Below are 25625 nucleotides of genomic sequence, written 5' to 3'. Positions count from 1 at the left end.
TGAATGCCGATCATCCACACAATCTATTTCCCCGATTGCGGGTGCGGGGTCCAGATTAGTCACACCGCAATCAGGAGGACATGTTCGTGAAACCTGAAGCCGCGTCCGCGCTCTTCGCCGGCCCGTTCGCCCTCGGCACTCTGGCGGCCCCGGACGGGCCCGCCTTCCCCGCCCTCGTCACCCCGGACGGCCGGGCCCTCGATCTCCGCACGCCCTTCGGCGGGGAATCGCTGACCGTCCGGGATCTGCTGGACGACTGGGCGGCGGCCCTGCCGCGACTGCGCGCGCTGGCGGCCGACCCCTCGCTCCCCCGCACGCCGCTCGCCGGGCTGCGGGTGCACGCGCCGGTCGAGCCGCGCCAGGTGTTCCAGTCGGGCGCCAACTACCGGCAGCACGTCATCGACCTGCACGTGGCCCACCGCGCGCCCGGCGACGACCGGCCCGAGGGTGAGCGGCGCGCCGAAGCCGCGGAGATCATGGACCGCCGGGCGGCGGAGGACCTGCCGTACGTGTTCATCGGCCTGCCGAGCGCGATCACGGGTCCGGGCGACGACGTCGTGCTGCCGGCCTGGGCCGAGAAGCCGGACTGGGAGCTGGAGCTGGCGGCCGTGATCGGCCGGCCCGCCCACCGGGTGTCCGTGCAGGAGGCGCTGGAGTACGTCGCCGGGTACACGATCGCCAACGACCTGACCGACCGCGCCACCGTCTTCCGCCGGGACATGCCGCAGATCGGCACCGACTGGCTGCGCAGCAAGAACGCCCCCGGTTTCACCCCGCTCGGCCCCTGGATCGTGCCGGCCGAGTCGATCGCCGAACCGAACGACCTGCGGCTGGTGCTGAAGCTGAACGGCGAGACCATGCAGGACGAGTCCACCAAGGACATGATCTTCGACGTGGCGCGCATGGTGGCGTACGCCTCCCAGACCGCCCGTCTGCTCCCCGGCGACCTGGTGCTCACCGGCTCCCCGGCCGGCAACGGCATGCACTGGGGCCGGCTGCTGCGCGACGGCGACGTCATGGAGGGCTCGATCACCGGGCTCGGCGTCCAGCGCACCCGCTGTGTCGCGGAGGCGACGCCGTGACCCCGGACCGCCGCGACCCGGAGGGCGCGATCGCGCGCGCCGCGAAGGCGTACTCCAACTGGGGCCGCTGGGGCGAGGACGACGTGCTCGGCACCCTCAACTTCCTCGACGAGGCCAAGCGGCGCGAGGGCGCGGCCCTGATCCGGCGCGGTGTGAGCTTCTCCCTCTCCCAGCGGTTCGACATGGACGGCCCGCAGAAGGGCTGGCGCCGGCGCACCAACCCGGTGCACACCATGCTGGACACCGGCACCGACGCCGCCCTCGGCAACCAGGGCTTCCCGCACGGCATCGGCGGCGCCGACGACGTGATCGCGATGCCGTTGCAGTGCTCCACCCAGTGGGACGGGCTCGGGCACATCTTCGACCACGGCAAGGCGTGGAACGGGCGTCCGGCCGAGAAGGTCGTCACCTCCGACGGCGACCTGGTCACCGGCATCGAGCACATGGCCCCGCACGTCGCCGGACGCGGTGTGCTGCTCGACGTGGGCCGGGTGATCGGCGAGGACGGTGAACTGCCCGACGGCTTCCCGGTCACCGAGGAGCACCTGACGGCGACCGCCGAGGCCCACGGGGTGAGCGTCGGCCGGGGCGACATCGTGCTGGTGCGCACCGGGCAGCTCGCCCGCGTCCGCCGCGACGGCTGGGGCGACTACGCGGGCGGGCCCGCGCCCGGCCTGTCCTTCACCACGGCCGGCTGGCTGCACGGCACCGAGATCGCCGCGATCGCCACCGACACCTGGGGCTTCGAGGTGCGGCCCAACGAGTTCGAGCACGCCTTCCAGCCGCTGCACCAGGTCGTCATCCCCAACACCGGCCTGCTCATCGGCGAGATGTGGGACCTGGAAGCGCTGGCCGAGGACTGCGCGGCCGACGGCCGGTACGACTTCTGGCTCACCGCCGCCCCCCTGCCGATCACCGGCGCCGTCGGCTCCCCCGTGAACCCGATCGCCGTCAAGTAACCAGCGGAACAAGGGAGTTCCCCATGAGCAATGCCCGTACGGTCCTGGTGATCGGCGGTGGCGCGGCCGGCAACGCCGTGACGATCCTGCTGCGCCGGGCCGGCCTGACGGTGGACCTCGTCGAGGCGAAGGACGACTGGAACGCCACCGCCGGCTCCGGCATCACCCTCCAGGGCAACGCCCTGCGGGTCCTGCGCGAACTGGGCGTGTGGAAGCAGGTCGAGGCGTCCGGCTTCGGCTTCGGCTCCGTCGGCATCACTGCCCCCGACGGGACCGTCCTGCACGTCCAGGACGACCTGCGCACCGGCGGCGACGACCTGCCCGCCACCATCGGCATGCAGCGCCCGCAGCTCCAGCGGATCCTCATCGACGCCGTCCGGGACAGCGGCGCCCGCGTGCGGCTGGGCACCCGGGCCGAGTCCCTGGACCAGGACGCCGACGGTGTGACCGTGCGCTTCACCGACGGCACCGAGGGCCGCTACGACCTGGTGATCGCGGCCGACGGCCTCGGCTCCGCCACCCGCGCCGCCATCGGCGTCCCGGACCGGCCCGAGCCGACCGGGATGGCCATCTGGCGCATCGCCGCGCCCCGCCCGGCCGGGGTGACCCGCACCGACCTCGCCTACGGCGGCCCCGCCTACATCGCCGGCTACTGCCCCACCAGCGACTCCACGATCTACGCGTACGTCGTCGAGGCCAACCGCGACCGGGCGACCATCCCGCCGGAGTCGTACGCCGACGAGATGCGGGCGCTCGCCAGGAACTACGGCGGTTTCTGGCCGGAGATCACCGCGCACATCACCGATCCCGCGCAGGTCAACTACACCTGGTTCGACCGGATGCTGGTCGAGGGGTCCTGGCACCGCGGCCGGGTCGTGCTGATCGGTGACGCCGCCCACTGCTGCCCGCCCACCCTCGCCCAGGGCGCCGCGCTGTCCCTGGAGGACGCGTGGGTGCTGGCGCGGATGCTGACCGGCGCCGACACCTGGGACGACGCGCTGCTCCAGGCGTTCTACGAGCGGCGGATCGGCCGCGTCCGGCCGGTCGTCGAGGCGTCCGTGCAGATCGGGCAGTGGCAGCTGGACGGAGTGCGCGACGCCGATGTCCCGGGCCTGATGGCGCGCACCATGACGATGCTCCGGGAGCTGCCGTGACGACGCCGACCGTGGACGTGCACGCCCACGTCCTGCTGCCCGAGGTCGAGGCGCTCGTGGCGGGACTGCCCGGCCACGCCGAGGCCAAGGCGCTGGACGCCCGCCGCAACGGTCCCGCCGCCCTCGCCGTCAACGGCCCCATGGTGGGCGCGCGCATCCCCAAGCTGACCGACGTCACCGTGCGCCTGGCCTCGATGGACGCGCAGGGCGTGGACGTGCAGCTGGTCAGCCCCTCCCCGTCGCACTACCACTACTGGGCGGACGAGGACACGGCGGAGAAGGTGTACCGGCTGGCGAACGAGGCCACGGCCGCGCACTGCGCCGCCGCCCCCGACCGGCTGCGCGGGCTCGGACTCGTGCCGCTCCAGCACCCCCACCTCGCGGTCGCGGCCCTGGATCACGCCCTGGAACAGGGGCTGCTGGGTGTGGAGATCTCCAGCCACGCCCCGGGCCGTGAGCTGTCCGACCCCGCCTACGAGCCGTTGTGGACGCGGGCGGAGGAGACCGGGGCGATCCTGTTCCTGCACCCGTTCGGCTGCACGCTCGACGAGCGCCTGGACCGCTGGTACCTGTCCAACACCGTCGGCCAGCCCACCGAGAACGCCGTCGCGCTGTCCCATCTGATCTTCTCGGGCGTCCTGGACCGGCATCCGGGGCTGAAGCTGATCGCCGCGCACGGCGGCGGCTACCTGCCCACCCACATCGGCCGCTCCGACCACGCCTGGTCGGCCCGCTCCGACGCGGGCGCGGGCTGCGCCCACCTGCCGAGCAGCTACCTGAAGCGCCTGTACTTCGACTCCCTGGTCCACGACCCGCACGTGCTGCGGGAGCTGGTCCGCGCCGCCGGGGCCGACCGGGTGCTCCTCGGCTCCGACTTCCCCTTCGACATGGGCAGCGAGGACCCGGTCGGCGCGCTGCGCGCCGCACGGCTGTCCGACGCCGACGTCGAGGCCGTACGGGGCGGCAACGCGGCCGCCCTCCTCCGGAAGGACTGACACCATGCGCCTGCTCACCCACCTGCGGCACGTCGACCTCGCCGTGCCCGACTACGACAAACAGCTGGACTTCTACGCCGGCGTCTGGGGCCTGACCAAGGTCGCCGAGGACTCCGGCGTCTCCTTCCTGGCCGCCGAGGGCTCCCCCGAGCAGTACGTCGTCCGGCTGCGCAAGGCCGACGAGAAGCGCCTCGACCTCGTCTCCTACGGCGCCGCGTCCGCCGCCGACGTCGACACGCTCGCCGAACGGCTGCCGGCCGGAGGTGTGCGGCTGATCTCGCAGCCGGGCAGGCTCGACACCCCCGGCGGCGGCTACGGCTTCCGCTTCTTCGACGTCGACGGACGCACCATCGAGGTCTCCGCCGACGTGGAGGTGCGCCGGCACCGCAAGATCGAGGAGAAGGAGTCGATCCCGGTCAAGCTGTCGCACGTCGTCCTCAACTCGCCCGACCTGAACCGGACCCGCGCGTGGTACGAGCGCCACCTCGGCTTCGCCCTCTCGGACACCCTCAGCTCGCCCCACATGGGCGAGGTCATGCACTTCATGCGGATCAGCAACCAGCACCACTCGATGGCGCTGGCCAAGGGCCCGCACACCTCGCTGCACCACATCTCGTTCGAGATGCGCGGCATCGACGAGTACATGCGCGGCTCCGGCCGCGTCATCCGCGCCGGGTTCCAGAAGATCTGGGGCCCCGGCCGGCACATGGCCGGGGACAACACCTTCACGTACTTCCTCGACCCGCACGGCAACACCGTCGAGTACACCACCGAGCTGGAACTCCTCGACGAGGACACCTGGCACCCCCACGTCTACGACTTCTCCCAGCCCGAGGTCACCGACCAGTGGGGCACGGCGAACCCGATGAACGAGCTCGTCGCCAAGGAGTCCTTCAACGACCCCGACCGCGGCGTGTTCGTCGCCCCGCCGGTCTGATCCTCCCCGCCGACCCCGGGGGCGCGGCACGCCCTGTCATGCCCTGACTGCCCGCCGCGCCCCCGGTCCGGAAGCCTTCCGTCACCCCTCCCATCCCTCCCAGGAGCCGCACCATGCGTTTCGCCGCCTACGAGCACCGGCAGCGCCGCCGCGTGGCCGTCGTCGAGGAGGACGGCACGCTCCTCCCGCTGCCCGGCGTGCAGTCCCTCACCGCGCTGCTCGCGGAGACCGACGGGCTGCCCGGACTGCTCGCCGCCGGCGCGGCGGCCCTCGACGTGTCCCCCGGCCCGCACGTCTCCCAGGTACGGCTGCTGCCGCCCCTCCAGCCCGCCTCGGTCAGGGACTTCGTCACCTTCGAGGAACACGTCGAAGGGGTACGCCGCTCCGTCGACGGCGCGGCCGGAGTGCCCGACCAGTGGTACGCGGCGCCCGCCTTCTACTTCACCAACCCCCACGCCCTCCATGGCCACCTCGACGACATCCCGGTGCCGCCCGGCTCGTCGGTGCTCGACTTCGAGCTCGAGGTGGGCGTCGTCGTCGGCCGCGAGGGCCGCGACCTGACGCCCGCGGCGGCCCGCGACCACATCGTCGGCTACACCGTCTTCAACGACTGGTCCGCCCGCGACCTCCAGTCCGCCGAGATGAAGGTCGGCCTCGGCCCCTGCAAGGGCAAGGACACCGCCACCAGCCTCGGCCCGTACCTGGTCACGGCCGACGAGCTGGAGCCCCACCGGGACGCCGACGGCTTCCTGCGCCTGGCGCTGACCGCCGAGATCAACGGCGAGGTGGTCGGCGAGGACCTGCTGTCCAACATGAGCTGGACCTTCGAGGAGATGGTCGCCTACGCCTCGCGCGGCACCCGCGTCGTGCCGGGTGACGTGCTGGGCTCCGGCACCTGCGGCAACGGCGGCTGCCTCGCCGAGCTGTGGGGGCTGCGCGGCGAGCAGTCCCCGCCGCCGCTGAAGCCCGGCGACACCGTCGCCCTCACCGTCGAGGGCATCGGCACGCTCACCAACACCGTCGTCCCCGGCGTCGAGCCCGTACCGCTGCCGGCCGGCCGGCGCCGCTCGCGGGAGCGGCCGTGACCGCCCCGCGCCCCAAGCGGCTCCTGGGCAAGGTCGTGGTGGTCACCGGCGCGGCCCGCGGCCAGGGCGCAGCCGAGGCGGAGGCGCTCACCCGGGAGGGCGCCCGGGTCATCGCCACCGACGTCGACTCCGGGGACGGCTGCCGCCGGCTCGACGTCACCAGCGAGCGGGACTGGGCCGGCCTCGCCGCCGATCTGCGCGAGGCGTACGGAGAGGTGCACGGCCTGGTGAACAACGCGGGCGTCACCTGGCGCGCCCGCCTCGGCGACGTGCGCCCCGAGGACATGGCGCGCGTCCACGCGGTCAACGTCACCGGCCCCCTGCTGGGCATCCAGCACCTCGCGCCCCTCATGCCCGCCGGCGCCTCCGTGGTGAACGTGGGCTCCTCGGCGGCCCTCACCGCCCACTATCCGGTCGCCTACACGACCAGCAAGTGGGCGCTGCGCGGCCTGTCCAGGACCGCGGCCCTGGAGCTCGGCCCGCGCGGCATCCGCGTCAACACCGTCCACCCCGGCTACATCGAGACCGACATGACCGCTTCCGCCGCCCCGGCCTTCCGCGAGGCCAACGTCCGCGAGACCCCGCTGGGCCGCACCGGCACCGTCGACGAGGTCACCGGCCTGGTCGTCTTCCTGCTGTCCGACGAGGCGTCCTTCGTCACCGGCGCCGAGATCCCCGTGGACGGCGGGCTCACCGCGCACGGCGGCGTCAAGTCCGTCTCCGACGCCCTGCGCGCGGAGGTGACCGGATGAAGCGGCTCGAAGGCAAGGTCGCCCTCGTCTCCGGCACCGCGCGCGGCCAGGGCCGGGCCGCAGCCCTGCGCTTCGCGGCCGAGGGTGCGCTCGTCGTCGGCGGCGACCTGCTGCACGAGGAGGCCGTCGAGACCCAGCGGCTCATCGCCCGCGAGGGCGGCACCGCCCTCACCCCCGGCCCCCTGGACGTCACCGACGAGGACTGCGTCCGCTCCTGGGTGGCCGAGGCCGTCGACGCGTTCGGCGGCGTCGACATCGTCTACGCCAACGCCGGCGCCGTCCGCTTCGGGGCGATCGACAGCCAGCCGTACGAGGACTTCGCGTTCACGATGCGCGCCGAGCTGGACTCGGTGTGGCTGACCGTGCGCGCGGCCTGGCCGCACCTCGTCGCCGCCCGCGGCTGCGTCCTCACCGTCGGCTCGACGGCCGGCCTGACCGGCTCGCTCACCAACGCGCGCACCGCGCACACCGCCTCCAAGGGCGCGGTGATCGCGCTGACCCGCCAGCTCGCCGCCGAGGGCGCCCCGCACGGCGTCCGGGTCAACTGCGTGAGCCCCGGAATGATCGACACCGACGGCTCCCGCACCAACCTGCTCGCCGACGACCACCCGATGCGCTCCATCGCCCGGCACATCCCGCTGGGGCGGCTGGGCATGGCCGACGACGTCGTCAACGCGGCGGTGTTCCTGGCCTCCGACGAGGCCGCGTACATCACGGGCGCCAACCTCGTCGTGGACGGCGGCTGGTCCACCGTGCTGCCCGGCGCCACCACCTGAAAGGACTCCCCCTGTGAACAAGGTCCGCGGCAGCGCCGCCGAGGCCGTCGCCGACATCCCCGACGGCGCGTCACTGGCCGTCGGCGGCTTCGGCCTCAGCGGCGTACCCGAGGCACTGATCCGTGCCCTGCACTCCCAGGGGGCGACCGGTCTGCGGGTCGTCTCCAACAACTGCGGCGTGGACGGCCGCGGCCTCGGCGTCCTGCTCGCCGCCGGCCGCATCGCCCGCGTCACCGGCTCCTACGTCGGCGAGAACAAGGAGTTCGCCCGCCAGTACCTCTCCGGCGAACTGGAGGTCGAGCTCACCCCCCAGGGCACGCTCGCCGAACGCCTGCGCGCCGGCGGCGCCGGCATCCCCGCCTTCTACACCCCGGCGGGCGTCGGCACCCAGGTCGCCAGCGGCGGCCTGCCCTGGCGCTACGCCGCTGGGGGCACCTCCCGGCCGGAGGCTGGGGGAGGGTCCGTCGCCGTGGCCTCCCCGCCCAAGGAGACCCGCGACTTCGCGGGCCGCCCGCACGTGCTGGAGGAGGGCATCACCACCGACTTCGCCCTCGTACGGGCCTGGCGCGGCGACCGCCACGGCAACCTGTGCTTCCGCCGCGCGGCCGCCAACTTCAACCCCCTGGCCGCGATGGCCGGCCGCGTCACCGTCGCCGAGGTCGAGGAGCTCGTCGAGCCGGGCGAGCTGCGCCCCGACGAGGTGCACCTGCCCGGCATCTACGTGCAGAGGGTCGTCCGGCTCAGCGCCGAAGAGGCCGCCGACAAGCGGATCGAGCGCCTCACTGTCTCCGCATCTTCGACCCGAGGGACGGTGCGTTCCTGATGGCCTGGACCCGCGACCGGATGGCGGCCCGCGCCGCCGCCGAGCTCACCGACGGCTCCTACGTCAACCTCGGCATCGGCCTGCCGACCCTGATCCCCGGCCACCTCCCGCCCGGGGTCCACGTGGTGCTGCACTCCGAGAACGGCATCCTGGGCACCGGCCCCTACCCCACCGAGGAGGAGGTCGACCCGGACCTGATCAACGCCGGCAAGGAGACCGTGACCGTCCTGCCCGGGGCGAGCTTCTTCGACTCCGCGCTCTCCTTCGGCATGATCCGCGGCGGCCACATCGACACCGCGGTCCTCGGCGCCATGCAGGTGTCGGCCGCCGGCGACCTGGCCAACTGGATGATCCCGGGGAAGATGGTCAAGGGCATGGGCGGTGCCATGGACCTCGTGCACGGCGCCCGCCGCGTGATCGTCCTGATGGAGCACACCGCCAAGGACGGCAGTCCGAAGATCCTGAAGGACTGCACCCTGCCGCTCACGGGCGAGCGATGCGTGCACCGCGTCATCACCGACCTGGGCGTCCTGGACGTCACCGACGACGGCCTCGCCCTGGTCGAGACGGCTCCGGGCGTCACCGTCGAGGACATCACCTCCCGCACCGACGCCCCGGTCCGGCTGGCCGGCCACACGGCCGCCTGCTGACCGGTCCCGCGGACGCCGACGGGCGCCCCGGCCGGAGCCGGGGCGCCCGAGGTGACGCGGGCGGCGGAGCGACCGTCAGTGGTCGGTCGCCCGGTGGAGCTTGAGCAGGTCCACGCCGTAGTCGTTGCCGTTGGGGGTGCGGATGATGGTGTGGATGTGCTGCTGGGTGGGGGTCCCGCCGGGACCGCCCGGACCGCCGGCTCCGGGGCTCGCCGAGGTGGAGGGGGAGGCGGAGGCGGACGGCGTGGCCGAGGCCGAACTGCCGTCCTCGTCCTCGTGGTACGCGAGCGGGGACTCGGCGTCGTACTCGATCAGCACGACCGGGCTGTGGACGCGGTAGTAGAACGCCGAGTCGTCCTCGTACTCGCCGATCCAGGAGAAGTACGTGTCGTCGAGGTGCTTCTCGATCTCCCGCAGCCGCACCCGCGCGTGGCCCTCGTCCTGGTAGCCGACGTACACCTCGACCAGGTCGAGCAGCAGTTGCTGCTGCCGGCGGTTCAGCTCGGAGCCCTTGAGACCCGCGTACGGGATGACGGCGTTGTCCTGGCCGGCGCCGGCGATCAGGTCGGCGCCGGTCTTCGCGGCGGTGGAGAGCGCGGTGGCGAGCTGAGTGCTGTCCAGCGAGCGCAGGAGCTTGAGGCCGGCGGCGGTCTCCTCGCGGAAGAGGTGGTAGTCCACACCGTCGTACGTGATCTTCGTCGGCTCGGAGCCCATGAAGGTCGGGGTCATCACGACCTGGTCGCCCAGGACGAAGTAGTTGATGACGAGGTGGTGGCCCTCGAACTGGAAGCCCCAGGCGTCCTTCGCCGACGGGGTGCCCATGACGGTGAACCAGTAGGCGTCCTCGTTGAGCGCCTTGGTGGTGTCGCCCGAGTACTCGCCGAGGAAGTGGTTGAGCTTGCGGATGCTGTCGGCCTGCTTCAGACCGCGCGCCGACAGCGAGGCCTTGAGCAGCTTCAGGGCGAGCGCGTACTGCTTCTCGGTGAGGTCGCGCAGGGCGACGCCCTCGCGGTCGTTGGAGTCGACGTTGGTCCAGTCCAGCCACTGGTCGGCGTCGACGTCGAAGAGCGTGGCCGACTTCTGGTCGTCGGTGAGCGAGTCGACGAAGGCCTGCGCGGCGCGGATCACCGGGGTGGTGGAGACGCCGGTGGAGTGGATCGCGTACAGGTCGTCGACGACGGTGCCGTCCGTGGTGACGCCGACGAAGTCGTCGTAGGCGATCGTCTGGCCGAAGCCGCCGCCGGCCGGCGGGCCCGACGGCGACGCGCTCGCCGTCGCGTCGGTCGTCGACGTCGTCTCGGCGCCGGCCGTGGTGGCGGCGTAACCGCCCATGACCGCGACGGCGGAGACGCCGCCGGCGAGCAGGGCCTTGTTCATGAACCACCGGCGTGAGCGGTGGGTTCCGGGTGTGCGCGGCTTGTGTCCGTGGGTGGTGTGATTCACGTAGCCGACAATTTCGTCGACAATTAAAGGGAGCCTGGCAGCAACCTGTGGGTGCCATAAGGATTGTCATGTCGGTGTACATCAACGGCGGTCACGCACTGGCCAGTTGGCGTGACCGGGCGGCGACGGGGTACGCGGACGCGCCGGCGCCCGCCCCGGCTGTCAGCGCGGCCCAGCGGACCTAGGACAACGTGGCCCTGCTGATCGCGAGCGCGTGCGTCACCGGCGCCATCGCCGACCGCCGGGACCGAGTCGCGCCGTACCCGAGGACGGGCCGTCGCGGTGGGCGCCGCACGAGGGCCCCGGTGTCGGTCGTCCACCGGCCGGCGTACGGCCCGCGCAACACGAACAAGACCTGGCGCAGAAAGATCGGATAATTCGGCGACCTGTGGGGTAGGAAGGGTTCTGGGACGCCGCCCATGCTCGTGGAAGGCTCCCACATTCCACTCCAGCCGGGTGACCGGCGAGAACGAAGGACACAACAGCATGGCCAGCGGCACCGTGAAGTGGTTCAACGCCGAGAAGGGCTTCGGATTCATCGCCCAGGACGGCGGCGGGCCGGACGTCTTCGCGCACTACTCCAACATCTCCGGCAACGGCTACCGGGAGCTGGTCGAGGGGGAGACGGTCACCTTCGACGTGACCCAGGGCCAGAAGGGCCCCCAGGCCGAGAACATCGTCCGCGGCTGACACGGATCGCGGGACCCGGGCTCTCACCCTCGAGAGCCCGGGTCCGGGTCCTGTCCCGCGACAGGATGTGAAGGGGTCCGGCAGCAGCCGGGCCCCTTGATCGCGTTCGGCTCCGGTACGGCGTCGGGGCGACATCTTCCAGTTGCTGCGCTTCTTCGAAGAGGAACTCCTGCTGGTGCTGGGCACGTCGACGGCCGAGCCCGCGCTGCCCGGTCTGATGCGCGAGCTGCGGTTCATGGGTGTCGACCGGCCCACGGTGGGGCTCGTGGTGCCGACCGGCTACAGCTTCAACCTGGACGGGCGGCGATCTACCTGTCCCTGGCCACGCCGTACATCGCCCATGCGGGAGCAGGCTCTCGACGACCCGGGACAGCCCGCGTCGTCCGTGGCGTCGCCCCGGTCCGCCTGACGGCACCGGGTCCGACGTCCCTACGGCACAGGGGGCCGGCCGGGCCACATCCGCTGTTCCACCCTGCCGTCCCCTCGACAGGCTGCCCTTGTCGGAGCAGCCGAGGAGGCGGTAGATGATCGACGACGACGGCCTGGAGCGGCTCAAGGACTTCGACGCCATCTACTTCGGCGCCGTCGGCCGGCCAACGGTCCCCGACCACATCAGCCTGTGGGGCCTGCGGCTGAGGATCTGCCAGAACTTCGACCAGTGGGCCAACGTCCGCCCCGTTCACTTCCTGCCCGGCATCACCAGCCCGCTGCGCAAGGCCGACGACGCCGAGCTGGGCGCTCTGGCCGGCAGCCTCGGTCTGGCCGCCAGCGCCAACCTCAACCCCGAGCGGCGCTTCCCCAGCATGTTCGAGCCCGTCCACGGCTCCGCCCCGGACATCGCCGGGCAGGGCCTGGCGAACCCGATCGGCGCGGTGGGCAGTGCGGCGCTGATGCTGGAGCACTTCGGGCTTCCCGAGCAGGCGGCCCGTCTGCACCGGGCGATCGAGGCGACCACGTCCGCGGGCGTGCTCACGCGGGACGTCGGCGGCACCGCCTCCACCGAGGACGTCACCAAGGCCCTCATCGACGCGCTGAACGGCTGAGCCACCGGCCGTCGGTGTCCCACCCGATCGTCCCGGGCCGCCTTCACGTCGCGCCGGCAGCCCGGGCAGCCGCTCCACGGCGGCCGTCACCGTGCCGGGCCCCGATCCACCGGGGCCCGGCACGGTGACGCGTTCCCGGGGCGGGCGGTCAGGAAGGGCCGTTCTCCGGACCGGCGGTGACCGGTCCGGTGAGCAGCGCGCGGGCGCAGGAGCCGAACTCCGCCACCAGGCGGCTGCGTTCGCCCGCCCGGGTGGCCAGCACCACCTCGCTCGGCTCGACCCCCTCCAGGGCGATCGCGGTGAGGTCCGGGCGCAGGCGGGTCACGTTGCGGCCGGCCGAGATGGCCACGGCGTCCCCGGCGGCGACGAGTTCGAACTTGTCCTCCAGCGCCTCGATGTACGGGCCGCCGGGTGCCGGGCGGCCGTCCGGCCGGGGGTCGATGCGCCAGTAGGCGCTCCAGTCCGGGTCGGAGCCCCGCACCTGCGGCAGGGGTTCGTCGGCGATGTCGTCCAGGGTCACCGACTCCTTGCCCGCCAGGCGGTGGTCGTGCGGTACGACGAGCATCCGCGGTTCGGCGTACAGGACTCTCACGTCCAGCCCGCCGGCCGGGAACGGCAGTCTGGCCACCATCGCGTCCACCCGGTGGTCGAGCAGTGCCGCCGGTACGTCGTTCCACTCCAGGTGGACGGTCCGCACGGTCGCCTCCGGGTGCCGGCGCCGCAGCTCGCGCACCGCCGGGGTGACGATCAGGTGCGTGGCGCAGCCGACGGTGATCCGGCTGGGCTCGGCGGCGGCCCGGGTCCGCGCCGCCGCCTGGGCGGCGGAGTCCAGCAGCTCCCGGGCGAGCGGCAGGAAGACCTCCCCGGCCTCGGTCAGCCGGGTGCCGCGCGGGGTGCGGTCCAGCAGCCGGGCGCCCAACCGCTGCTCCAGCCGCCGGACCTGCCGGCTCAGCGAGGGCTGGGTGATGTGCAGCGCCTCGGCGGCGCGGCCGAAGTGCCGGTGCTCGGCGACGGCCGCGAAGTACCGCACCAGCCTCAGGTCGAGGTCCGGGGCGGACGGGGCGGTGGTGGGTTCGGACATGTCCGCAGCGTACGTCCGACGCGGGCGCGGCAGGGCCGGGAAGGCCGGTCCCGTCTGCGGTGATGCCCGAACCGTATGGCGGGTTGCGGAACAGGCCTTGGACCTGCCCCGCCGTCGGCGCGGAGGATGACGGCAACCCCCGCGGGCACACCGGCCGGGAGCGCTCCTCGCGCTCGACGCCGGGGCGCGGAGCGTCCGTGCCGTGTGCCCGCCGGCTGTTCCCTCCCTGTCTCGATGTTGGAGTCACCATGCATGTCTTCGTCACCGGCGCCACCGGGTTCATCGGCTCCGCCGTCGTCCGGGACCTCCTCGACGCCGGGCACCACGTCGTCGGCCTCGCCCGCTCGGAGCAGGGGGCCCTGGCCCTTAAGGCGGCCGGAGCCGGGGTGCACCGCGGTGACCTCGACGACCCGGACGGTCTGCGTGGCCCGGCCGCCGCCGCGGACGGCGTCATCCACCTCGCCTACCGGCACGACCTGCTCGCCGACGGGGACCTCACCGCCGCGGGCGCGGTCGACGTGCGCGCCGTCGAAGCGCTCGGCGCCGCGCTCGGCGGCTCCGGCAAGCCCTTGGTGTACGCCTCCGGCACCGCGATCGCCCAGTCCCCCGGCGGCCCCGCCACCGAGGAGGACGGACCCGCCGCGGACACCCACCGGTCCCCGGCCGAGAACGCGGTGACCGCCCTGGCCGGGCAGGGGGTCCGGGCCGGCGTCGTCCGCCTCCCCCCGACGGTGCACGGCGAGGGCGACCACGGCTTCGTCCCGGCCCTCATCGGCTTCGCCCGCGCCCACGGCGTCTCGGCCTACGTCGGTGACGGCGCCAACCGCTGGCCCGCCGTGCACCGGCTCGACGCCGCTCCCCTGTTCCGGCTGGCCCTGGAGACCGCGCCCGCCGGCAGCCGGTTGCACGCCGTCGCCGACGAGGGCGTCCCCTTCCGCGACATCGCCACCGTCATCGGACGCCGTCTGGACCTCCCGGTGGTCGGCCTGTCCGGCGACGAGGCCGCCGCGCACTTCAGCTGGCTCACCCGCTTCGCCGGCCTCGACGTCCCGGCGTCCAGCGCCCTGACCCGGCAGCGGACAGGCTGGCGGCCGGTCCACCCCGGGCTGGTGGCGGACCTGGAGGAGGGCCACTACTTCACGGCCTGACGTCGCTACTCCACGGCCTGACGGCGCTGCTTCACGGCCTGACGGCGCTGCTTCACGGCCTGACGTCGCTACTCCACGGCCTGACGGCGCTACTCCACGGCCTGACGCCGCCTCCGCCGGTCCGCCGGGAGCGCCCGGCAGGGGGAGCGGCTCACCGCCGCGTCCGGGGCGATCACGTCAGGTGCGGTCCGGCGACCGCGTCCGACGGGTCCTGACCGGTCGGGTCACCTGTTTCGCCACGCACGACGGGATCCCCTCCGTCCCGCTCGCCGCCAGGCGCCGGTAGGCGCTGGGGGACATGCCGACCAGTTCGGTGAAGCGCGTGCTGAAGGTGCCCAGCGACGCGCAGCCGACCGCGAAGCAGACCTCGGTGACGCTGAGCTCGCCCTGGCGCAGCAATGCCATCGCCCGCTCGATCCGACGCGTCATCAGGTAGGCGTACGGCGACTCCCCGTAGGCGAGGCGGAACTCGCGGCTGAGATGACCCGCCGACATGTTCACGCCGCGGGCCAGTGCCTCGACGTCCAGCGGCTGCGCGTACTCCCGGTCGACGCGGTCGCGGACGCGGCGCAGCAGCGCGAGGGTGCGCAGGTGCTGAGCCGGGACGGGTCTGCTGGTCACCCACGAGATCCTGCCATGCCCCGCACGGCGGTGGGCCGACAGGAAGGAGAAGCCCGCTCCCCCACCGCCGCGGGCGCCTGTCCCCACCGCCGCGGGCGCCCCGGTCAAGCGCCCACGTAGGCCGCGAGGTGCTCGCCGGTGAGGGTGGAGCGGGCGGCGACGAGGTCGGCGGGGGTGCCCTCGAAGACGATCCGGCCGCCGTCGTGGCCGGCACCGGGGCCGAGGTCGATGATCCAGTCCGCGTGCGCCATGACCGCCTGGTGGTGTTCGATGACGACGACCGACTTGCCGGAGTCGACCAGCCGGTCCAGCAGGCCGAGCAACTGCTCGACGTCGGCGAGGTGGAGGCCGGTGGTCGGCTCGTCGAGGACGTGGACGCCGCCCTTCTCGCCCATGTGCGTGGCCAGCTTGAGCCGCTGCCGCTCGCCGCCGGACAGCGTGGTGAGCGGCTGACCGAGGGTGAGGTAGCCGAGCCCGACGTCGGCGAGCCGTTCGAGGACGCGGTGCGCGGCCGGAGTGCGCGCCTCGCCGGTGGCGAAGAACTCCTCCGCCTCCGTCACCGGCATCGCCAGCACCTCGCTGATGTCGCGGCCGCCGAGGCGGTACTCCAGCACCGAGGCCTGGAACCGCTGCCCGGCGCACTCCTCGCAGGTGGTGGCGACGCCGGCCATCATCGCCAGGTCGGTGTAGATGACGCCGGCGCCGTTGCAGGTCGGGCAGGCGCCCTCGGAGTTGGCGCTGAACAGCGCCGGCTTCACGCCGTTGGCCTTGGCGAACGCCTTGCGGATCGGGTCGAGGAGCCCGGTGTACGTCGCCGGGTTCGAGCGGCGCGAGCCGCGGATCGGGGCCTGGTCCACATGGACCACCCCCGCCGAGGCCGGGACGGATCCGCGCAGGAGCGAGCTCTTGCCCGAACCGGCCACGCCGGTGACCACGCACAGCACGCCCAGCGGGATGTCGACGTCGACGTCGCGCAGGTTGTGCGTCGACGCGCCGCGGATCTCCAGCGCTCCGGTGGGCTCGCGCACCGTCTTCTTCAGGGCGGCCCGGTCGTCGAGGTGGCGTCCGGTGACCGTGCCGCTCGCCCGCAGCCCTTCGACGGTGCCCTCGAAGCAGACGGTGCCGCCCGCCGTTCCGGCCCCGGGCCCGAGGTCCACCACGTGGTCGGCGATCGCGATCGCCTCCGGCTTGTGCTCCACGACGAGCACCGTGTTGCCCTTGTCCCGCAGGCGCAGCAGCAGGTCGTTCATCCGCTGGATGTCGTGCGGGTGCAGGCCGGTGGTGGGCTCGTCGAAGACGTAGGTGACGTCGGTGAGCGAGGAGCCGAGGTGGCGGATCATCTTCACGCGCTGCGCCTCGCCGCCCGACAGCGTGCCCGACGGCCGGTCCAGCGAGAGGTAGCCGAGGCCGATCTCCGTGAACGAGTCGAGGGTGTGCCGCAACGCCGTGAGCAGCGGCGCCACCGACGGCTCGGACAGGCCGCGGACCCAGTCGGCCAGGTCGCTGATCTGCATCGCGCAGGCGTCGGCGATGCTGACCTCGCCGATCCGCGACGAGCGGGCGAGCTCGCTCAGCCGGGTGCCGTCGCACTCGGGACAGTCGGCGAAGGTGACCGCCCGGTCCACGAACGCCCGGATGTGCGGCTGCATCGCCTCCCGGTCCTTGGAGAGCATCGACTTCTGGAGCTTGGGGATCAGCCCCTCGTAGGTGAGGTTGACGCCGTTGATCTTCACCTTGGTCGGCTCGCGGTGGAGGAAGTCGTGCCGCTCCCTCTGGGTGTACTCGCGGATCGGCTTGCGCGGGTCGAAGAAGCCCGACTCGGTGATGACCCGCACCACCCAGCCGTCGCCGGTGTAGGTGGGGATGGTGAACGGGTCCTCGGAGAGCGACTTGGAGTCGTCGAAGAGCTGGGTGAGGTCGATGTCGGAGACCGTTCCCCGGCCTTCGCAGTGCGTGCACATGCCGCCGGTGCGGCTGAAGGTCACCTTCTCGGTCCGGGTCTTCTCCGATCCGCGGTCGACGGTGAGCCCGCCGCTGGCGGAGACCGAGGCGACGTTGAAGGAGTACGCGCCGGGCGGGCCGATGTGCGGTGTGCCGAGCCGGCTGAAGAGGATGCGCAGCATCGCGTTGGCGTCGGTGACGGTGCCGACCGTGGAGCGGGGATCGGCGCCCAGCCGCTGCTGGTCGACGATGATCGCGGTCGTCAGCCCTTCGAGGACGTCGACCTCGGGCCGCGCCAGCGTGGGCATGAAGCCCTGGACGAAGGCGCTGTAGGTCTCGTTGATCAGCCGCTGGGACTCGGCGGCGATCGTGTCGAACACCAGCGAGCTCTTGCCCGAGCCGGAGACACCGGTGAACACCGTCAGCCGGCGTTTGGGGATCTCGACGTCGACGTCCTTGAGGTTGTTCTCGCGGGCCCCGTGGACCCGGATCAGTTCGTGGCTGTCGGCGGCGTGCGGCGCGGGCGACTGCTGGTTCGCCGTCGTGGCCTTGCTCATCGTGGTCTTCTCCCTCTGCCGGGCGGGGCCGTCGTCGCGGCCTCGCCCCGGCTCACCCGGTTCCGTCCGCGGTCATGCTAGGTGGGGCACGACACCGGGTGCTTCTCGATTCCTGACCGGTGCGTCTCCCCGGTCCGCCCGCCCCGGTCCACGTGGGGCGGCGGCCGCGGCGTGCCCGCGGTCCGCCTCGCGACGGGCGGTGCCGGGCGGCCCCGGGTGTCGGACCGGGGTGCCGCCCGCCGTGCGCAGCCGGTCCAGCAGCGCCGTCTCCGCGACGCTCGTGTCGCCGTCGTTCCACATCCCGGTGAACGGGACGGTCCGCAGCCGCCGCCCCGCCGGGTCGAGGATGTGCCCGGCGTGCTTGAGCTGCCACAGGGTGACCGCCCGGTCGGCGATGGTGAGGTCGGGGAAGCGCTGCACGAGCGCCGCCTCGAACGGCTGGATGTCGCCCACCGACCGCAGCCACACCGTGAACAGCAGATTGTGCGGGCCGGTCAGCGTGGCGCACAGCCGTGTCTCCCGCATGCCGGAGAGCTGCGCCGTGATACGCGCCGTCTCGGCCGCCGGGACCGCGCCCCACAGGGTGGCGCTCACCGGCCAGCCCGAGACCGAGCGCGCCGCCTCGCAGCGGTACGCGATGGCGTTGGCCGCCTCCAGCCGCGCCAGCCGCCGCCGTACGGTGGCGGTGCTCAGGCCGCTGCGCTCGGCGAGGCGGCTGACGCTCTGCCGGCAGTCCTCCCCCAGCAGCAGGACGAGGTCGATGTCGGCCGGACCGAGGGTCGCGGCGGGGGCGGCGGGGCGGGTCCGCGGGCCGTCCGGTCTGCCGCTCTCCTTCAGCCGGTCCAGGCGCCAACGGCTGCCCTCGGTGTGCAGCGCGGTCGCGATCTGGGTGCGGGTCGCGGCGATGCCCGGCAGCGCTCCGAGGCGGAAGCCTACGTAGCGGGCCAGTTCGGTCTGGCTGCGGAACACGGCCGTCAGCAGGAGATCGCGGGAGCCCGTGGCGTGTTCGATGTTGAACAGGGCGGCGTCGTCCACCAGTTGCTCGCAGACCGGGTGCAGCCGGCCGGGCTCGCAGTCGACCTCGATGAACGCCACGATCAGCTCCCCCGTGGCGGCCGGGGACGGATGGCAGCCGAGCCAGGCCAGTCCCGCGTCGGTGAGGCGTGCCCAGCGCCGCGCCGCCGTCGTGGCGTCCACGTCCAGCAGGGCGCCGATCCGCTGCCAGTCGGCCCGGGGCGCGTGCTGGAGCGCGGTGATCAGCAGGTAGTCGATCTCGTCGAGCACACCGTCCCCCTTCTCACGTCGGTCCGGAGCCGCCCACGAGCCGCCACGGCCGATTCCTGCGAATGATCTTGGTGAATTGCCTCATCACTGCGTTGCCGGCCGAGCGTGCGGGCGGTGAGCGCACGATACTCGCCATGTTCCAGCACGCTGACGCCACCGCCCTCGCCGACGAGCTGACCGACCTGCGCCGCCGTCTGCACCGTGATCCCGAACTCGGCCTCATCCTTCCCCGTACGCAGGGCAGGGTCCTCGAGGCCCTGGACGGCCTGCCCCTGGAGGTCACGACCGGCCGCGGGCTGAGTTCCGTCACGGCCGTCCTGCGCGGTGGGCGGCCCGGTCCCGCGGTGCTGCTGCGCGCCGACATGGACGCGCTGCCGGTCACCGAGGACACGGGGCTGCCGTACGCCTCCGAGAACCCGGGTGTCATGCACGCCTGCGGTCACGACCTGCACACCGCCGGGCTCGTCGGTGCGGCCCGTCTGCTGGCCGCGCGCCGCGAGGAGCTGGCGGGCGACGTGGTCCTCATGTTCCAGCCCGGCGAGGAGGGCGACGGCGGGGCCCGGATCATGATCGAGGAGGGGGTTCTGGACGCGGCCGGCTCCCGCGTCGTCGCCGCCTACGGCCTGCACGTGTTCTCCACCCAGGTCCCCAAGGGCATCGTCGCCACGCGGGCCGGCACCCTGCTGGCCGCCAGCGACGCCTTCGACGTGACCGTCACCGGCCGCGGCGGCCACGGATCCATGCCGCACCTGACCCGTGACCCGGTCGTCGCCGCCTGCGACATGGTCACCGCGCTGCAGACCCGGCTCGCCCGCGAGATCGACGTGCACGACCCGGCGGTGATCACCGTGGGTGTCTTCCACGCGGGCACCGCCCGCAACGTCGTGCCCGGCACCGCCGAGTTCAGCGCCACCGTCCGCACCTACTCGGAGGCCGCCCGGGACCAGGTCCAGGCCCTGGTGGAGCGCACGCTGCGGGGTGTGGCCGCCGCCCACGACGTCGACGTGCGCGTCGACTACAGCCGCCAGTACCCGGCCACGGTCAACCCTCCCGCCGAGGCCGCGTTCGCGCTCGAAACGGCGCTCGACCTGTTCGGGCCGAGCCGTGTCTTCGAAGCCCCCCGGCCCGTCTCCGGGTCGGAGGACTTCTCCTTCGTGCTGCAACAGGTCCCCGGCGCCTTCCTCGCCGTCGGCGCCTGCCCGCCCGACCGCGACCCGGCCACCGCGCCCGTCAACCACTCGCCGCAGGCCGTGTACGACGACGGCGTCCTGCCCGACCAGGCGCTGCTGCTGGCCACCCTCGCCGCCCGGCGCCTGGCCCTGCACCGGCCCGGGACAGCTGGCGGCCCGACCGCCCCCGACGCCACCGCGCCCACGCCCGCCCCGCCGGCCACCGGCGCCGCCGCGGCCACGACCACCGCCGGGGAGGGCGCGTGACCGACACCGCCGCCGCACCGGGCGGACCGCCGGCGGCCCCTCCCGCCGGACCCGCGGCCTCCGCCCGGACGGTCGTGGGGCTGCTCGTCCTGTTCGAGCTCATGAGCGGTTTCCTGCAGACCGGCATCGCCCCCCTGCTGCCCGACCTCGGCGACCACCACGGCATCGGCGACTCCGCCATCAACTGGGTGATCTCCGTGCAGCTGCTCTCCGGAGCGGTCCTCGTGCCGGTCTTCGGCCGGCTCGGCGACCTCCACGGCCACCTCCGGATGCTGCGCGTCGCGCTCGTCTCGGTCGCGGCCGGCACCCTGCTGCTCGCCCTGGCTCCGAACTTCGCCACCGTGCTGCTCGCACGCGTCCTCCAGGGGGCGCTCGTCGCGCTGCTCCCGCTGGAGATCGCGCTGGTCAGGAACCGGCTCCCGGTCGAGCAGGCGCGGGCCGCCATCGCCCGTCTGGTCGGCGCCCTCACCCTCGGCAGCCTCGTCGGCGCCGTCGCGATGGGCGCGATCAGCCAGGCCGTGGCCGATTTCCGGCTGGTGCTGCTCGTACCCGCGCTCCTCGCGTCGGCGTGCGTGCCCGTGGCGTTCCTGCGCATCCCCGAGAGCGTGCCGCGCACGGCGGGTGGCGCCGACTGGCCCGGCGCGTGCCTGCTCGGCGCCACGCTGGTCACGCTGCTCGCGGGGGTGTCGCGCGCCGAGCACGGCGGCTGGCTCTCGGCGCAGGTCCTGCTGCCGCTGCTGGCCTGCGCGGTCCTGGCCGGTGTCTGGGTGCGGGTGGAGCTGCGCACCGAGGACCCGCTGGTGGATCTGCGCGCCCTGCGCGGACGCACCGTGGCGCCCTTCTACCTGACCTCCTGCTTCTTCGGTGTCCTGTACTTCGGCAGTCAGTCCCCGAACGCCACCTTCCTCGCCGCCGACGCCGGCACCGACGGCTACGGCTTCGGTCTGCACGCCCTGGCCATCTCCCTGGTCGGCCTGCCCGCCACGCTCGCCGCTCTCGCCACCTCCAGCTGCACCGCCCTGATCGCCCGGCGCCTCGGCTACCGCCCCACCCTGATCGCCGCGTTCTCCCTGATGACCGCCGGGTTCGTGACCCTGGCGGTCCTGCACGACGCGCTCTGGCAGGTCGTGGCCGCCCTGCTCCTGTGCGGTGCGGGCACCGGCGCGGCGCTCGGCGCCATGCCCACGGTCATCGTCGAGGCCACGCCCGCGGACCGCACGGGTGTCGCCTCCGCGCTGTACAACAACGCCAAGACCGTCGGCGGCGCGGTCGCGGGCGGGGCCATCGCCTCCCTGCTGGCCTCGGCGACGCCCCTGGGCGGGGCCGCGCCGAGCGAGGGCGGCTACACCGCGGTCTGGGCGCTGTGCGCCGTCTTCGGCCTGGCGGCGGTGCTCGCGGTGGCCCTCGCCCACCGCTCGGAACACTGACGCCGGACGCACGTCTGCGGTGGCCCCGACGGTGAACGGCCGCGGGGCCACCGCCCACGCGGCCGGAAACCACCTGCGCCGCCCGCGAGGGCGGTGCGTGCCGCGGCGCACCGCGCCTTGGCCGTGCGCACAACCCGCTCCAATCCGTCGACCGATCCGTCGACTGATCCATTGACTGATCCATTGACTGATCCGCCGACTGATCCGCCGACTGATCCAACGTCGCCGAGGGACGGTCGCGGCCGTCCCTCGGTACACGGGTCCGGCAGGTCCGGCCGGGACCGGGCGGGTTCAGACGGGTCCGGGGCCGGGCTCGGTGGGGTCGGTGGGCTCGGTGGGCGGTCGGGAACCGTGGTGTCTGCCCGGCGCGTCAGACACGATCATGAGGGAAGAGAGCAAGGGATGTGTCGCCGTCCTGCTGGCGGCGCTGGGCGCCACGGTCGCGGTGCTGGCCTGGGCGCCGAAGGCGCGGGTCAACATCGACGGCGGGTTCGAGGACATGCACCGTGACCTGAGCGTCCTCTACATCGACCTCCCCCTGATCGCCCTGGGCGGGGCCCTGCTGCCGCTCGCCGGCTGGCTCCTGACCCTGCGGTGGTGCAACCGCCCGTGGTGGGCGGCGGTGGCCGCCGTCGCGGTGCTCGCCCTGGGCGTGTGGGGGCTGACCAGCTGGTGGACGCCCTACGAGAGGCCGGAGGTCATGTACTGACCCCCGGTCAGCCCAGTCCGAGGGCCGCCATCGCCTCCTCGGCCATGCGCTTCTCCCCGAGGGCGTTGGGGTGGACGGGAACGACACCGGTGCCGAAGAGCAGCGGTTCGATCCACCGGGTGCCGGCGGCCGCGCAGGCGTCGTGGCCGTCGGAGGACCGGGCGAAGTCCACGTAGACGGCGCCCGCCTCCTCGGCGGCCCGCTGGACGACCGCGTTGAGGTGGGCCTGGAGGGCGCGCAGATAGGGCACGTCGCCGGAGGCGACCGGCAGCTTGGCGAAGCACGCGGGGTCGGCGGTGGCCGGCATGATCCACGGGTAGCCCAGGACCGCCACGCGCGCGTTCGGCGCCTTGGCGCGCACGCTGCCGAGCGCGGCCTTGAGCGCGGGATAGGTGTTCGCGTCGATCTGGTCGTCGAAGGTGGTGCCGTTGGCGTCCTTGCAGGGGCTGCCCCTGCCTCCGCTGAGGACACCCGCGGTGGCGCAGGCCGTCACGGCGTTGATGAAGGTGCCGTTGTCGTTGCCCCCGATCGTCAGCGTCACCAGGTCGGTGCCCGCGTCGAGGGCGTTCACCTGGGGGGCGACGCCCGGGTACTGGGCCTGGGTGAAGTGCTTGGTCTCGGCGGCGCCGCAGGTCACGTCCTTGAGGTGGGCGCCCGTTCTGGAGGCGATGACGTGGGGGTAGTTGGCCGTGGATCGCAGGCAGAGCAGGTTGGAGGTGTCGAGGGGAAGGACGCCCGAGCCGGCGCTGTAGCTGTCGCCGAGGGCGACGTAGTCGAGGGGCGTGGCGGCGTGTGCCTGGACGCCGGTGAGGGAGAGGGTGACGGCCAGCGCGCCGGCGGTGGCCGCTGACGCGATCAGGACATGACGGGGGGCGTGCTTCGGCATGTGCTCTCGATTCTCGGGAGTGCGGACGCTGGGCGGGCGGGCACACGGCCGGCCATGGGGACGCCTGCGGGCGTACTGGTCACGAGGTTCGGCGGCTCGGAGCAGAGGAGGGTGCCGACGGCCGCGCGTGCGCGGGATCCCACGCGTGCGCGGCCGTGACATGAATGCGGGAAGGGCGTGACGTACGTGAAGTGCCTGAGGGGCGCGATGTTCGGTTACCGCATGGTTCTACCGATAAGTAATGTGCAGTCAGCAGGCAGCGCAGTCAACATGGCTGACCGAAGTGCTCCTGCCAGGCGTGAGCGCGTCCGCTCGGCGTCAGAGCCGGGTGCCGAAGGCCTGGGTCCACCACGGGCCGCCGCCGTCCTCGTGGATGCCCACGCCTATCTCCTCGAACGCGCAGTTGAGGATGTTCGCGCGGTGGCCCTCGCTGTTCATCCAGGAGGTCATCACCGCTTCGGCGGTCTGCTGGCCCATGGCTATGTTCTCCCCGTACGTGGACCATCGGTAGCCCGCGGCCGTGATCCGCTCGCCGGGACCGTCCCCGTCGGGGTTGGTGTGGTCGAAGAAGTCGCGGGCGGCCATGTCGTCGGAGTGACCCTGCGCGGCGGCGCGCAGCTTGGAGTTGTCGCTGACGGGGTCGCAACCGGCGGCCGCCCGCTCCTCGTTGACCAGGGCGATCACCTGGGCCACGGTGCCGGTGGCGGCCGTCTCCGCCTCCGGTGTGCTCGACGCCGGCCGCTGCGTCCGCGTCGGTTCCTTCGCAGCCGTCGTACTGGTGGACGGGCGAGGACTCGGGGAGACACTCGCGCTCGGCGACGCCGACGCGGACGACGTCGGGGACGGGGACGACGAAGCTGACGGGGAAGCGGACGGGGAGCTCTCCGGGACGGCGTCGGGGGTCGGACGCCCCGTGACCCGGGAGTCGTCGGCGATCTGTGCCGCGGCCGTCCCCTCGGCCCCGGATTCCGGCCGCGTGACGACGTGGTACAGGCCGCCGCCGGCCACGCACACCGCCACGACGGCCGCACCGATCACCCGCCGTCTGGTGCGCCGCCGGCGGCGGGCCGCACCGCGCGACAGGCCCTGCCGGTCCGCGGCACGGTGGCCGCCCAGCCGCACCGCCTCGTCGGTGTCGTCCGCACCGGCCTCGCCGTCGGCACCGGACTCGTCGTCACCGAGCCGGGACGCCGAACCCGTCACGGCGAGCGCGACGGATCCGGTGCCGGTGCCGGTGCCGGTGCCGGTGCCGGTGCCGGTGCCGGTGCCGGTGCCGAACCTCGCCAGCAGCGCGGGGGACACCGCCACCAGCGCCAAGCCGGCCAGCAGCCCCTCCGCGGGCATCAAGCCGTTCCACAGGCCGGAGCAGCGGACGCAGCCCCGAGCGTGCCGGGCTGTTCGCTTGCGCCACAGCGAGGAGGGAGCTCCGTCCCAGTCGGCGAGCATGCCGCGCAGTTCCTCGCACGGCGGCTGCGCGTCGAGCGCCCGGACGACCACGCGTGCCGCCTCCAACTGCGCCTTCATCCGCTGCACGCGGACCGCCGTGTGCTGCGGGGACAGCCCCAGGGCCGCGGCGACCTCAGCCCGGCTCAGCTCCCCCGCGCACTCCAGCCACCACAGGGACAGCAGCCCCCGGTCGTCGGGCTCCAGCCAGCGCGTCGCTCGCGCGGTCTCCTGGCGCTGGCCCGACAACTGGAGCTGCACCATGGTCAGGTCCACGAAGTCCGCGCCCGGATCGGCGACGTCGACGGCCTGCTCGACGGGGCCCGGAGCGGACTGCCGGTCCCGCCAGTACACCCGGATCTGGTTCATGCCGATGGCCACCAGCCAGGACCGGAAGCTGGCGGGGTCCCGGAGGTCGTGCAGTGAGCCGAGGGCCCGCAGCATGGTGTCCTGCACGACGTCGTCCACGTCCACCGACCCGTTCAGGGCCCGGCCCACGACGTTGTAGACCAGCGGCAGATGGATCCCGACCAGGGCGTCCTGGGCCTGCGTGTCGCCCGCTCGGGCAGCGGTCACCAGTGCCGCCGTCTGCACCTCGTGCCGTGTACTCATTGCAGCTTCCCTGTCCTCGACGCCGAACGGTGCTGTCCGTCACAGGGGGAGATCCCGCAGGGAGCCCTGGATAACAGTTATTCGGAAAATC

The 25625-nt window shown here is 73.2% G+C and carries 24 protein-coding genes; 17 read left to right on the top strand and 7 right to left on the bottom strand.

Going from position 1 to position 25625, the window contains the following annotated elements:
* The first annotated feature begins 80 nt into the window (after positions 1–80).
* From ACFV9M_RS29780 to ACFV9M_RS29735, 10 genes are all read left to right on the top strand, one after another.
* Positions 81–1082, top strand: coding sequence for a fumarylacetoacetate hydrolase family protein (locus tag ACFV9M_RS29780; RefSeq protein WP_385077159.1), 1002 nt, complete (start codon positions 81–83; stop codon positions 1080–1082).
* On the top strand, positions 1079–2041 hold the full coding sequence (locus ACFV9M_RS29775) for a cyclase family protein (RefSeq protein ID WP_385077156.1): 963 nt from the start codon (positions 1079–1081) through the stop codon (positions 2039–2041). Before ACFV9M_RS29780 ends, ACFV9M_RS29775 begins: the two co-directional genes overlap by 4 nt.
* A gap of 23 nt (positions 2042–2064) precedes the next feature.
* Positions 2065–3195 carry an FAD-dependent oxidoreductase gene (locus ACFV9M_RS29770; protein WP_385077153.1) on the top strand — a complete coding sequence of 377 codons (1131 nt, stop codon included), beginning with the start codon at positions 2065–2067 and terminating at the stop codon, positions 3193–3195.
* On the top strand, positions 3192–4190 hold the full coding sequence (locus ACFV9M_RS29765) for an amidohydrolase family protein (protein WP_385077151.1): 999 nt from the start codon (positions 3192–3194) through the stop codon (positions 4188–4190). The genes ACFV9M_RS29770 and ACFV9M_RS29765 overlap by 4 nt, the downstream gene beginning before the upstream one ends.
* Before the next feature lie 4 nt (positions 4191–4194).
* A complete protein-coding gene (locus tag ACFV9M_RS29760; protein ID WP_385077148.1) occupies positions 4195–5127 on the top strand; it encodes a VOC family protein in 933 nt (310 codons plus the stop codon).
* A gap of 113 nt (positions 5128–5240) precedes the next feature.
* Positions 5241–6212 carry a fumarylacetoacetate hydrolase family protein gene (locus ACFV9M_RS29755; protein WP_385077146.1) on the top strand — a complete coding sequence of 324 codons (972 nt, stop codon included), beginning with the start codon at positions 5241–5243 and terminating at the stop codon, positions 6210–6212.
* Positions 6209–6964, top strand: coding sequence for an SDR family NAD(P)-dependent oxidoreductase (locus ACFV9M_RS29750; RefSeq protein WP_385077144.1), 756 nt, complete (start codon positions 6209–6211; stop codon positions 6962–6964). The genes ACFV9M_RS29755 and ACFV9M_RS29750 overlap by 4 nt, the downstream gene beginning before the upstream one ends.
* On the top strand, positions 6961–7740 hold the full coding sequence (locus ACFV9M_RS29745) for an SDR family NAD(P)-dependent oxidoreductase (RefSeq protein ID WP_385077142.1): 780 nt from the start codon (positions 6961–6963) through the stop codon (positions 7738–7740). The genes ACFV9M_RS29750 and ACFV9M_RS29745 overlap by 4 nt, the downstream gene beginning before the upstream one ends.
* 13 nt (positions 7741–7753) lie before the next feature.
* The gene (locus tag ACFV9M_RS29740; RefSeq protein ID WP_385077140.1) at positions 7754–8563 is read left to right on the top strand and encodes a CoA transferase subunit A; all 810 of its coding nucleotides are present in this window, start codon (positions 7754–7756) and stop codon (positions 8561–8563) included.
* Positions 8563–9213, top strand: a complete 651-nt coding sequence (locus ACFV9M_RS29735) for a CoA transferase subunit B (protein WP_385077138.1) — start codon at positions 8563–8565, stop codon at positions 9211–9213. The genes ACFV9M_RS29740 and ACFV9M_RS29735 overlap by 1 nt, the downstream gene beginning before the upstream one ends.
* A gap of 75 nt (positions 9214–9288) precedes the next feature.
* On the opposite strand, the gene ACFV9M_RS29730 is transcribed toward ACFV9M_RS29735, so the two are convergent.
* On the bottom strand, positions 9289–10590 hold the full coding sequence (locus ACFV9M_RS29730; protein ID WP_385077136.1) for a DUF3500 domain-containing protein: 1302 nt from the start codon (positions 10588–10590) through the stop codon (positions 9289–9291).
* 552 nt (positions 10591–11142) lie between these two features.
* On the opposite strand from ACFV9M_RS29730, the gene ACFV9M_RS29725 reads away from it, so the two are divergent.
* From ACFV9M_RS29725 to ACFV9M_RS29715, 3 genes are all read left to right on the top strand, one after another.
* Positions 11143–11346, top strand: a complete 204-nt coding sequence (locus ACFV9M_RS29725; RefSeq protein ID WP_385077134.1) for a cold-shock protein — start codon at positions 11143–11145, stop codon at positions 11344–11346.
* Positions 11347–11488: 142 nt separating this feature from the next.
* Complete coding sequence (locus tag ACFV9M_RS29720) at positions 11489–11755, top strand: cation:dicarboxylate symporter family transporter (RefSeq protein WP_385077131.1); 267 nt, start codon at positions 11489–11491, stop codon at positions 11753–11755.
* 115 nt (positions 11756–11870) lie between these two features.
* The gene (locus tag ACFV9M_RS29715) at positions 11871–12389 is read left to right on the top strand and encodes an isocitrate/isopropylmalate family dehydrogenase (RefSeq protein ID WP_385077130.1); all 519 of its coding nucleotides are present in this window, start codon (positions 11871–11873) and stop codon (positions 12387–12389) included.
* Between the two features lie 148 nt (positions 12390–12537).
* On the opposite strand, the gene ACFV9M_RS29710 is transcribed toward ACFV9M_RS29715, so the two are convergent.
* Positions 12538–13470 carry a LysR substrate-binding domain-containing protein gene (locus ACFV9M_RS29710; protein ID WP_385076409.1) on the bottom strand — a complete coding sequence of 311 codons (933 nt, stop codon included), beginning with the start codon at positions 13468–13470 and terminating at the stop codon, positions 12538–12540.
* A 248-nt stretch (positions 13471–13718) separates the two neighbouring features.
* Here ACFV9M_RS29710 and ACFV9M_RS29705 point away from each other — a divergent pair, with 248 nt between their 5' ends.
* Positions 13719–14618, top strand: a complete 900-nt coding sequence (locus tag ACFV9M_RS29705) for an SDR family oxidoreductase (protein WP_385076406.1) — start codon at positions 13719–13721, stop codon at positions 14616–14618.
* A gap of 177 nt (positions 14619–14795) precedes the next feature.
* On the opposite strand, the gene ACFV9M_RS29700 is transcribed toward ACFV9M_RS29705, so the two are convergent.
* The 3 genes from ACFV9M_RS29700 to ACFV9M_RS29690 form a co-directional block, all read right to left on the bottom strand.
* Positions 14796–15239, bottom strand: a complete 444-nt coding sequence (locus ACFV9M_RS29700) for a helix-turn-helix transcriptional regulator (protein ID WP_385076403.1) — start codon at positions 15237–15239, stop codon at positions 14796–14798.
* 104 nt (positions 15240–15343) lie between these two features.
* A complete protein-coding gene (locus tag ACFV9M_RS29695) occupies positions 15344–17737 on the bottom strand; it encodes an ATP-binding cassette domain-containing protein (RefSeq protein ID WP_385076401.1) in 2394 nt (797 codons plus the stop codon).
* 72 nt (positions 17738–17809) lie between these two features.
* Positions 17810–19021 (bottom strand): Lrp/AsnC family transcriptional regulator, encoded by a 1212-nt coding sequence (locus tag ACFV9M_RS29690; protein WP_385076399.1) that lies wholly within the window; start codon positions 19019–19021, stop codon positions 17810–17812.
* Positions 19022–19155: 134 nt separating this feature from the next.
* On the opposite strand from ACFV9M_RS29690, the gene ACFV9M_RS29685 reads away from it, so the two are divergent.
* The 3 genes from ACFV9M_RS29685 (at position 19156) to ACFV9M_RS29675 (ending at position 22593) form a co-directional block, all read left to right on the top strand.
* Complete coding sequence (locus ACFV9M_RS29685) at positions 19156–20457, top strand: M20 family metallopeptidase (RefSeq protein ID WP_385076397.1); 1302 nt, start codon at positions 19156–19158, stop codon at positions 20455–20457.
* The gene (locus ACFV9M_RS29680; protein ID WP_385076394.1) at positions 20454–21884 is read left to right on the top strand and encodes an MFS transporter; all 1431 of its coding nucleotides are present in this window, start codon (positions 20454–20456) and stop codon (positions 21882–21884) included. The genes ACFV9M_RS29685 and ACFV9M_RS29680 overlap by 4 nt, the downstream gene beginning before the upstream one ends.
* A gap of 382 nt (positions 21885–22266) precedes the next feature.
* Positions 22267–22593, top strand: coding sequence for a hypothetical protein (locus ACFV9M_RS29675; protein ID WP_385076391.1), 327 nt, complete (start codon positions 22267–22269; stop codon positions 22591–22593).
* Positions 22594–22600: 7 nt separating this feature from the next.
* On the opposite strand, the gene ACFV9M_RS29670 is transcribed toward ACFV9M_RS29675, so the two are convergent.
* Both ACFV9M_RS29670 and ACFV9M_RS29665 read right to left on the bottom strand, forming a co-directional pair.
* On the bottom strand, positions 22601–23479 hold the full coding sequence (locus tag ACFV9M_RS29670) for an SGNH/GDSL hydrolase family protein (RefSeq protein WP_385076388.1): 879 nt from the start codon (positions 23477–23479) through the stop codon (positions 22601–22603).
* Positions 23480–23797: 318 nt separating this feature from the next.
* A complete protein-coding gene (locus ACFV9M_RS29665) occupies positions 23798–25534 on the bottom strand; it encodes a sigma-70 family RNA polymerase sigma factor (RefSeq protein ID WP_385076385.1) in 1737 nt (578 codons plus the stop codon).
* Between the last annotated feature and the right edge of the window lie 91 nt (positions 25535–25625).

It is taken from the genome of Streptomyces sp. NPDC059895 (assembly GCF_042731035.1).
Taxonomy (GTDB): domain Bacteria; phylum Actinomycetota; class Actinomycetes; order Streptomycetales; family Streptomycetaceae; genus Streptomyces.
Note: the sequence above shows the minus strand (reverse complement) of the source record. Positions and strands in the feature narration are given on the sequence as shown.